The following is an 8,802-nucleotide window of genomic DNA, read 5'->3' on the forward strand; positions in this document are numbered from 1 at the left end:
AGGCTTTTGCCTTGTTTGTCGGGGACAACCCAGATCGCAACATTGGCGAATATGACCAAAGCCGCTGCGACCATAAGCCACATTTGCTGGCTGCTCCCATCGCCTCGCCATCGTTTCCATGCGCCGAACAGCAGCAGGATGGCGGAAAGCATGGCGATGGACAAAACGGCATTAAGCATTATCGCTACATAAAGATGGTGGATAAGCCGCGCAATCGGGGAAATTCAGCATGGCCTTTTGCAGCGTGCTCCCATAGGGGAGGCGTAGTCCGACTCATGTTGCTACAGGATGTGCCATGCGTATAGCCATTGCCTCAGATCATGCTGCACTCGTGCTGAAGTCAGCGCTGGCCGACTATCTGCGCGCTGGTGGTCATGATGTCGCCGACCTTGGCCCGCATGACGAAACGTCCGTGGACTATCCCGATTACGGTTATAGCTTGGCAGCAGCGATAGCCGATGGTTCGGCCGAGCGCGGTGTTGCCCTGTGCGGATCAGGCATTGGCATTTCCATTGCGGTAAACCGCAACCCGGCGGCGCGCGCTGCTCTTGTATCTGAACCGCTTTCGGCGCAGCTTGCCCGCGAACATAATGACGCCAACGTCATTGCCATGGGCGCACGCCTGATTGGCATCGAAATGGCAAAAGCCTGTATCGACGCATTTCTCTCAACAGACTTTGGTGGCGATCGGCACCAACGCCGCGTTGACAAATTATCCAACCCAATCACGACCAAGGAACCAGCATGAGCACGCGTCCAGCAAATGATCTCTCCGATGTCCAGCCAGACGGCTTTTTCACGCGCGGCCTAGCTGAAACCGATGCGGAAGTCTTTGCGGGTCTTGCTCATGAATTGGACCGCGAACAAAACCAGATTGAGCTAATCGCGTCGGAAAACATTGTTTCGAAAGCTGTGCTTGAAGCGCAAGGCTCTGTGTTCACCAACAAATATGCCGAAGGCTATCCCGGCAAGCGTTACTATCAAGGTTGCGCTCCTTCTGACGAAGTTGAAACGCTTGCGATTGAACGGGCTAAGACGCTGTTCAACGCTGGCTTTGCCAATGTGCAGCCACATTCCGGTGCGCAAGCCAATGGCGCTGTAATGCTCGCTTTGGTCAAACCGGGTGATACAATTTTGGGCATGAGCCTTGATGCAGGCGGCCACCTTACGCATGGGGCAAAGGCCGCGATGTCCGGCAAATGGTTCAACGCTGTGCAGTTTGGTGTAAATCCTGAAACGCACCTGATCGATTTCGACGAAGTTGAGCGTCTTGCAAAGGAACATCGACCGAAAATCATCATCGCCGGTGGCTCCGCTTATCCGCGCATCATCGATTTCGCCCGCTTCCGCGCCATTGCTGACGAAGTGGGTGCGATTTTCCATGTCGATATGGCGCACTTTGCTGGCCTAGTTGCTGGCGGCGTGCATCCGAACCCACTTGAACATGCGCATGTGGTCACGAATACTACCCATAAAACGCTCCGTGGGCCCCGTGGGGGCATGATCATGACCAATGATGAGGCAATCGCCAAGAAGATCAACTCTGCTGTCTTCCCGGGCCTCCAGGGCGGTCCATTGATGCATGCCATCGCTGCCAAGGCCGTAGCATTCGGCGAAGCGCTTCGTCCGGACTTTAAAACCTACGCCGCAGCAACAATTGCCAATGCCAAGGTACTTGCCGCAACGCTGCATGAACGAGGCGCCAACCTCGTTTCAGGCGGTACAGATACCCATTTGGCTTTGGTCGACCTCACCCCGCTCGGGATTAGCGGGCGCGATGCTGACGAAGCGCTTGAGCGCGCCGCAATCACGTGCAACAAGAACGGCATACCAAATGATCCGCTGCCCCCTGTAAAGACCAGCGGCATTCGCGTCGGTTCGCCTGCTGGCACAACCCGCGGCTTTGGTGCAGTTGAATTTCGTGAGATTGGCCATATGATTTCAGACGTTCTTGAGGGTCTGCGCCAAAAGGGCGAGCATGGCGATCCTGCCGTCGAAGCCGAAGTCCGTCTTCGTGTGCGCGAATTGTGCAGCCGCTTCCCAATCTACCCGTCTTGAATTATAAAGGTGACTTACCCATCTAATACACAGAAGGGAAATGACCATGGGATTTTGTAACGAGTGTAACGCCGAGTATGCCAGCGGCGCGAAGTTCTGCGCCAATTGTGGCGCTAAAACGCCCGAGCAGCTTGCGGCCGAAAGCATTCCAAATCAGGCCCGACATTATGTAGGTGAAGCAGCCGATGAGCTTTGGGGCGCGACCAAGGACGCGTTTCATACGGGCAAGCATTTGGCGGACCAAGACACGGTTAAAAAAGTTGCTGGTGGTGCAGCCATTGGTGCGGCTGCTAGCATTATTGCCCCTATCGGGCTCGCCACAGGCGCGTTGATTGGCGCGGGCATTGTTGCGTACCGCCATGTAAACAAGAAAAAGAAACAGGAAAAGTAATTGCGCTGCCCATTTTGCGGACATGACGATAGCCAGGTGAAGGACAGCCGTCCTACCGAAGACAATAGCGCTATCCGCCGGCGGCGGCAGTGCGAGGGTTGCGGCGGACGTTTCACAACCTTTGAACGCATCCAATTGCGTGAACTTTTGGTAATCAAGACCGAAGGTAAGCGCCAGCCCTTTGATCGGGAAAAACTAGAACGTTCGCTGTCCGTCGCATGTCGAAAGCGTCCGGTTGACAATATGCAGATTGAAAAGCTTGCTTCGGCGATCCAGCGGCAGCTTGAAACCTTGGGTGAAAGTGAAATTGAATCCAAGCAGATTGGCGAATTCGTGATGGATGGGCTCAAGGCACTGGACAGCGTCGCCTACATTCGTTTCGCGTCAGTCTACAAAGATTTTAGCGAAGCTAAGGATTTTGAAGATTTCGCCGGGAGCGTGGTTGAAGCAGCACAAAAATGAGTGTGCCGCCAATCATTATTCTATGCCGTCCGCAGTTGGGCGAAAATATCGGCAAGGCCGCGCGCGCAATGTTGAACTTTGGCCTAACCGAAATGCGCCTCGTTGCGCCGCGCGATGGTTGGCCGAACCCTTCCGCTGGTCCCGCAGCATCGGGTGCAGACATCGTGTTGGCCAATGCCCAAGTTTACGACACGCTTGCCGATGCAACTGCCGACATTTCCCATGTCTATGCCACAACCGTGCGCAAACGCGGCGTCACAAAGCCAGTCATTACACCAGAAGTCGCGGCCCAAGAGGTTCTTGGTAATACGGGGCGAAGCGCAATATTGTTCGGAGCCGAGCGATCTGGCCTTGAAAGCGACGAGGTCAATGTTGCCCGCGCGATCATCACCGTACCGATCAATCCCGAATTTGGTTCGCTTAACTTGGCGCAAGCGGTCATTCTGTGCGCCTATGAATGGTCAAAGACCCAAAGTTTATCCAGCCCGCCAAAAACGGATTTGGAACCGCCCGCATCGCAGTTTGAACTTGACGGCCTCATCGCGCAATTGGACGCAATGCTTGAGCCGCTGAACTATTTCACCCCCATCGACCGCGCGCCGGTAACGCGCCGCACATTGCGCAATTTGCTCACGAAGCCTGCATGGAATGCGCTTGAGATCAGAACATTGCGCGGTGTACTGACAACCTTAAACAGAATACGACGACCGGAAAGTTAGGATCTTGGTGTCAAAAGTTTGAGTTGCTACACCATGGCAAAATTAGGAGCGTTTTATGACAAGCACGATTATACTGAGCATATTGCTAGCGGCGTATTCCACAACCGAGCCAGGGGTGAGCGCCGCAGATGATGCACCACCAGCAGTGCAAAAAGTAAAACCAAAGCGTATCTGCCGCACCACAGGGTTAACCGGCAGCCGCATCGCGAAAAAACAGTGCAAGACCCAAGAGCAATGGGATCAAGCAGAGTCTGCGTCGGAATTGTCTGTAAAGGGCAAGGCAGGTACCACTATGCCTCCGCAGATGAGCACTGGAATCTAATAATCAGGCGCGATTGGCGTCCCATTTATCGAATTCATAGGCGATGGAGGCTTCAACTAGACGCTCCCATACGTCGGCAATAGCTTCGACGGGTATACCCGCTTTACCAGCAGCCGTTTGCACATTGGTCAGAACCTGTTTCTTACGCGCTTCGTCACGGACCGCTGAACGTTCTGTTTTAATCCGCGCGGCAGCATCCATATAAGCAAAGCGAACAGCAAGAAGTTCGACCAATTGGGCATCGACGGCGTCGACGCCTGCCCGGACTTCAGTCATGGTGTCGCAATTTTCGGGTTTAACGGGATAGACTGTGCTGCTCATGGCAGCGCGTTTAAGGTTCAGCGTCGGCAAAGTCGAGCCAGATGTTGACATAAGCGCCATCTGCAGCCATAGGCGCCGCTTCGCAACCGACCCTGCATTCCGGTGAAGCAGGTGTCCGGCACATCGCAGATGTGTCGCGCGGTACCGGAAACAACGTTGTTAGCAATTGGAGATTGATTATGTCGATGCGCAAAAGCTCGAAGTACAAACTTGACCGCCGGATGGGTGAAAACATCTGGGGACGTCCAAAATCACCTGTAAACAAGCGCGAATATGGCCCAGGCCAGCATGGTCAGCGCCGCAAAGGCAAGCTATCCGATTACGGCATTCAGCTGCGTGCGAAGCAGAAGCTTAAGGGCTATTATGGCGACGTAACTGAAAAGCAGTTCAAGCGCGCCTATCAAGAAGCCAGCAACATGAAGGGCGATACCTCGCAGAACCTTATCGGTCTGCTTGAGCGTCGTTTAGACATGGTTGTATACCGCGCCAAGTTTGCACCAACCATTTTTGCCGCACGTCAAATCGTCAGCCATGGTCACATCCGCGTCAATGGCGTGAAGTGCAATATCGCAAGCCGGCAGGTTGCCGTTGGTGACGTCATCAGCCTTGGTTCGAAAGCCAAGGAAATGGCGTTAGTTATCGAAGCGCAGGGCCTCGCAGAGCGCGACATTCCTGAATATGTTGCCGTTGACGGTAATGATAAGGTTACCTTCGCACGCGTCCCAACGCTCGACGAAGTACCTTACCCAGTGAAGATGGAACCAAATTTGGTCGTTGAATTCTATTCGCGTTAATCTTCAAAATACATTTACGAAAAAGGCGGTCCTTGTGGCCGCCTTTTTTGTTTGAGCGCAATCAACAGGTCTGGCACAAGGTGCGCAATAATATTTCCCCTTAGGAGAATTTCATGCGCCTGCTTTCTTTGGCCCTTGTTTCCGCGCTGGCATTGACGTCTGCGTGTCAAAAAGCAGCATCGCCTGATATTGAGGTGGCAGCATTACCTCAAATCGATGTCCCTGCTTTGTCGGAGCAGACGATGAAAGACATCACGCGCGAACTATCGCTGGATAGCTATGAAGGTCGCGCACCAGGATCCGCAGGAGAAGCAAAGACTGTCGCATATTTGATATCGAAGTTTAAGGCAGCAGGGCTTGCACCCGGTAACAACGGGAGATGGACCCAAGACGTGCCGCTGATCGAAATTACCGCCAAGAATGTCTCAGCACTGCGCATTGCCGACCGAAACGGAAAGGCCATGTCCTTTGCCTATGGCAGCGAATATGTCATTGGCAGCTATCGCGAAGCGCCGAAAACCGAGATCAAGCAAAGCGACATGGTTTTCGTTGGCCACGGCATTGTAGCGCCTGAAAAAGGCTGGAACGACTATGCAGGCGTAGATGTGAAGGGCAAGACCGTCGTTGTGATGGTCAATGACCCCGACTTTGACAATGATAGCCTGGAAGGCCCCTTTGGCGGCAAAGCCATGACCTATTATGGCCGCTGGACCTACAAATATGAAGAAGCGGCGCGTCAGGGTGCTGCTGCCGTCCTGATCATCCACGACACCGCACCTGCGGCTTATGGGTGGAACGTCGTCAACTCCAGTTGGACGGGCACACAGTTTTTGGCCCAATCCAAAGATGGCGGCAAAAGCCAAACGCAAGCCAATGGCTGGATCCAAAAATCCGTCGCCAAGGAAATATTTGCCGCAGCAGGCCAAGATCTTGAAAAACAAATGGCTGCAGCAAAGCAGAAGGGCTTTAAAGCCGTGCCCTTGAACCTCACTGCATCGCTCAGCTTCGAAAATGACATCGCGCGAAAGGCGAGCAAAAATGTTGTTGGAATTATGAATGGCACAAAAAGGCCGGAAGAATATGTGCTCTACACCGCGCATTGGGACCATCTGGGCCGCTGCACGGCGGCAGTAGATGGTGATGACATTTGCAACGGCGCTGTAGACAACGCAACCGGCTCCGCGGGACTTGTTGCATTGGCGGAGGGCTTTGCCAAAGCCGGAGCGCCCGAGCGGTCGGTTGTGTTCCTTGCCGTTACTGCGGAAGAAAGTGGCCTTCTTGGTTCAAAATATTACGCAGAAAATCCCGTTTTCCCGCTGTCGCAAACCGTTGGCGGCGTAAACATGGACGCGTTCTCCATGTCGGGGCCTGCAAAGAACCTAACCGTAATCGGCAAAGGCAAGTCGCAGTTGGATATCTATCTGGAGGCTGCGGCGAAATCAGAAGGCCGTACGCCGGAGATGGAACCAACGCCGGAAAAGGGCTTTTATTATCGCTCAGACCATTTCAGCTTCGCCAAGCTTGGCGTGCCAATGGTATATTTCGAGGGTGGCGATGATTTGGTGACCGGCGGAAAGGCCGCTGCCAAAGCAGCCGCCGAAGATTATGAGAAAAACCGCTACCACGCCCCTAGCGACGAGTTTGACGAAAAATGGGATTGGTCCGGCGTCATGTCAGACTTGAAGCTCTATTATCGCGTCGGACGAATGCTAGCGATGACCGATGCGTGGCCCAATTGGAACGATGGCGACGAATTCCGCGCCGTCCGCGACAAAAGCCGCAGCGGAAAGTAACGCAATGGCATTTCGCATGCCCGCTGAATGGGCCCCACATGAAGCCGTCTGGATTGGTTTTCCCAGCTCAGCCGACGCTTGGGGAGCACCGCTACAAAGGGCACAGCAGCAAATCGCTGCCTTTGCCAATGCCGTTCACGCGTCCGGACAGGGCGAGCGCGTGCATGTGATTGCGGGCAGCGCCGAGGCTGCAGAGATTGCCGCTAATCTAGTCGATAGCGGCATTCATGTTGAACAGCGCCGCATCGGCGATGTGTGGCTGCGCGATACTGGCTGTATCATCGTCAAGGAAGGCGACCGCCGCATCGCCCGCGACTTTGGGTTCAATGGTTGGGGTGGCCGTTATGATTACCCGGGTGACAGGACCATTGGTGCAGAACTCGCAGCGTCCGCTGGATTAGAGATCCGCAAGGCCGATTGGATTTTAGAAGGTGGATCAATCGATGTGGACGGCCAAGGGCTTGCTGCAACGACGGCTGACTGCTTGCTAAACCCCAACCGCAATCCCTCGCTCGACAAGGCGGCGATTGAAGCGCGGCTGCGCGACGACCTTGGGATCGACCGCTTGCTATGGTTGGGCGATGGCCTGCGTAATGATCACACAGACGGGCATATCGATAATCTGGCCCGTTTTGTTGGGGTAAACCACATCCTCATTCCGCAAGGCGCAGGGGCCAACGATCCAAATAGCGCCGCTTTCGACGATGCACGCAAACGCGCCGAAGCCTTTGGGTGCCAAGTGAGCAATATGCCGTCGGTCGGGCGTTTCATGCAAGATGGGGAAGCTGTTCCTGCAAGCTACATGAATTTTTACATTGGCAACCACAATGTCGTTGTGCCAATTTATGGTGCAGAGAATGACGATGCTGCGATTACCACACTGGCGGCCTTATTCCCCGTCCGACAGGTTGTCGGCGTGATGGCGGACGCCGTTTTAACGGGCGGCGGCAGCTTTCACTGTTCAAGCCAACAGATTCCAGTTTAGTTGTATTGGAGAGGATATCCCATGAAAAAATCAATTGTATACGCACTCGCCGCTGTAACCTTGACCGCACCAGCTTTGGCCGACCACCATATGTCCAATACAGCCGAGCATGACAAAATGCATAAGGCGCATCAGGCACGGCTTGCGCAAATACTTGCGGACCCAGCTCGGGCCAATGATGCAAAGCGCGACATATATCGTCACCCTGCCGAAACACTGGAATTCTTTCGTGTGCACCCAGATCATGTTGTCGGTGAATATGCACCGGGCGGCGAATGGGTGTCACGCATCCTCGGCCGCTACATCAATGAAAATGGCAAATATACGGGCTTATATTTCGGAACGAAAACCTTTTTCAGTGACCAGCAAAAGCAAGGTCTTGCAGCAGCTGTTGGCAAATTTCCGTCCGACGTTGCCGCCGTATCCGGCCGGCCAGCCGCCGATTTCAATGCCTTTTCGTTAAGTGAAATTCCCGAAGGCGTAAAAGGAACGTTCGACCGCATATTGGTCATGCGCATGATGCATAATATCATGAATTGGAACATCGCCGACGCGGAAATAAAGGCCATGCGTGACCTGTTGAAGCCAGACGGGCTTATCGGTATTGAACAACACCGCGCTAAGGCAGATGCCCCCTATAGCTACACAGATGGCAGTAAAGGCTATATGCGCGAAGCCGACATCGTGAAATTCATGGAGGTAAATGGCTTCGAACTCGTCGCCAAGAGCGAGATCAATGCCAACCCGAAAGACAGCGCAAACTGGTCAGATGGGGTGTGGACACTGCCACCTGCATTGCGCCTAAAGGATGTAGACCGCGCGAAATATACAGCAATTGGCGAATCCGATCGCATGACTTTGCTGTTTAAAAAGCGCAACTGATGCTTGTACTGGGAAATTGCGCCCGCAATTATACTGTATCTGGCGACAATCATGATTGCGGCACGTTTCGGGGTG

11 protein-coding genes are annotated in these 8,802 nt (G+C 53.9%); 10 read left to right on the forward strand and 1 reads right to left on the reverse strand.

Annotated features, from left to right (window positions below; all coding sequences use genetic code 11):
• Window positions 1–295 precede the first annotated feature (295 nt).
• From rpiB to ACIQ2T_RS10025, 6 genes are read left to right on the forward strand one after another with little or no spacing between them, the layout of a single operon-like run.
• Window positions 296–748, forward strand: coding sequence for a ribose 5-phosphate isomerase B (rpiB, locus tag ACIQ2T_RS10000; protein ID WP_397590685.1), 453 nt, complete (start codon window positions 296–298; stop codon window positions 746–748).
• Window positions 745–2,058 (forward strand): serine hydroxymethyltransferase, encoded by a 1,314-nt coding sequence (glyA, locus tag ACIQ2T_RS10005; protein WP_397590686.1) that lies wholly within the window; start codon window positions 745–747, stop codon window positions 2,056–2,058. The genes rpiB and glyA overlap by 4 nt, the downstream gene beginning before the upstream one ends.
• Window positions 2,059–2,104: 46 nt before the next feature.
• On the forward strand, window positions 2,105–2,449 hold the full coding sequence (locus ACIQ2T_RS10010) for a zinc-ribbon domain-containing protein (RefSeq protein WP_397590687.1): 345 nt from the start codon (window positions 2,105–2,107) through the stop codon (window positions 2,447–2,449).
• Window positions 2,450–2,911, forward strand: coding sequence for a transcriptional regulator NrdR (gene nrdR, locus ACIQ2T_RS10015; protein ID WP_315471540.1), 462 nt, complete (start codon window positions 2,450–2,452; stop codon window positions 2,909–2,911).
• Entirely contained in the window at window positions 2,908–3,630 is a 723-nt protein-coding gene (locus tag ACIQ2T_RS10020) for an RNA methyltransferase (RefSeq protein ID WP_397590688.1), read from the forward strand. Before nrdR ends, ACIQ2T_RS10020 begins: the two co-directional genes overlap by 4 nt.
• Window positions 3,631–3,685: 55 nt before the next feature.
• Window positions 3,686–3,952 carry a hypothetical protein gene (locus ACIQ2T_RS10025; protein ID WP_315471542.1) on the forward strand — a complete coding sequence of 89 codons (267 nt, stop codon included), beginning with the start codon at window positions 3,686–3,688 and terminating at the stop codon, window positions 3,950–3,952.
• A gap of 3 nt (window positions 3,953–3,955) precedes the next feature.
• Here the strand turns inward: ACIQ2T_RS10025 and ACIQ2T_RS10030 are convergent, their stop codons facing one another.
• Window positions 3,956–4,273, reverse strand: coding sequence for a chorismate mutase (locus tag ACIQ2T_RS10030; RefSeq protein ID WP_315471543.1), 318 nt, complete (start codon window positions 4,271–4,273; stop codon window positions 3,956–3,958).
• Window positions 4,274–4,452: 179 nt separating this feature from the next.
• Here ACIQ2T_RS10030 and rpsD point away from each other — a divergent pair, with 179 nt between their 5' ends.
• The 4 genes from rpsD (at window position 4,453) to ACIQ2T_RS10050 (ending at window position 8,727) form a co-directional block, all read left to right on the forward strand.
• Window positions 4,453–5,067, forward strand: a complete 615-nt coding sequence (gene rpsD, locus ACIQ2T_RS10035; RefSeq protein ID WP_315471544.1) for a 30S ribosomal protein S4 — start codon at window positions 4,453–4,455, stop codon at window positions 5,065–5,067.
• A gap of 113 nt (window positions 5,068–5,180) precedes the next feature.
• Window positions 5,181–6,860 carry a M28 family metallopeptidase gene (locus tag ACIQ2T_RS10040; protein WP_397590689.1) on the forward strand — a complete coding sequence of 560 codons (1,680 nt, stop codon included), beginning with the start codon at window positions 5,181–5,183 and terminating at the stop codon, window positions 6,858–6,860.
• A 4-nt stretch (window positions 6,861–6,864) separates the two neighbouring features.
• A complete protein-coding gene (locus ACIQ2T_RS10045) occupies window positions 6,865–7,845 on the forward strand; it encodes an agmatine deiminase family protein (protein WP_315471546.1) in 981 nt (326 codons plus the stop codon).
• Between the two features lie 21 nt (window positions 7,846–7,866).
• Window positions 7,867–8,727 (forward strand): class I SAM-dependent methyltransferase, encoded by an 861-nt coding sequence (locus tag ACIQ2T_RS10050; RefSeq protein WP_397590690.1) that lies wholly within the window; start codon window positions 7,867–7,869, stop codon window positions 8,725–8,727.
• The last annotated feature ends 75 nt before the right edge of the window (window positions 8,728–8,802 follow it).

Source organism: Sphingorhabdus sp. (assembly GCF_044357595.1).
Lineage (GTDB): Bacteria > Pseudomonadota > Alphaproteobacteria > Sphingomonadales > Sphingomonadaceae > Sphingorhabdus_B.